Here is a 490-nt window from a genome sequence, read left to right on the forward strand (position 1 = left end):
CGGAGGCCTTCACTTCGAAGTGAAGTTGCTCGCTCACTTCTTCGCCCATGCGATGCATCGCGCTGCGACAGCACGGACAGACCTTCTCATCGTCGGGTAGATCGTATTCGATGCGCTGGCGCGGCAGCTCGGCCGGCCACGGTTTGCGGCCTCGCTTGCCCCGCTCCGACTCCTCGGGCGCAGCCAACCCTGTGTCCGGCAACGCGAACGCGTCGTCGTCGGCGTCTTCCGATGGCGCTGCCGCAGCCATCTGCTCGGCCTCGTCGAATACGCGGTCCTTCAGCTTCTCGCTGCTCGGTGCGAAGCGTTTGCTCTGCGCCAAGCGGAATTGCTCCTCCAACTGGGCGATGCGTTCGCCTAGTTGTCGGTTACGCGCCTCCAGTTCGCGGATATAGGCCTGAGCGGCCGGCGGCAATTGCGAGAAGTCATGTTCGTCCATGCCGCCCACCATACCGGAGCGGCGCGCCTAGTGGGTTTACGGAAATGGGCA

Annotated in this window: 1 protein-coding gene; it reads right to left on the bottom strand. The window is 64.1% G+C overall.

All coding sequences use genetic code 11. The features are described from left to right. Positions 1-439 (bottom strand): IS66 family transposase (locus AC3IFE_RS01660; RefSeq protein ID WP_489189400.1); only part of this gene is annotated, 439 nt, incomplete at its 3' end. Positions 440-490: the final 51 nt, after the last annotated feature.

It is taken from the genome of Burkholderia sp. APQ4-4ca, from assembly GCF_057837105.1.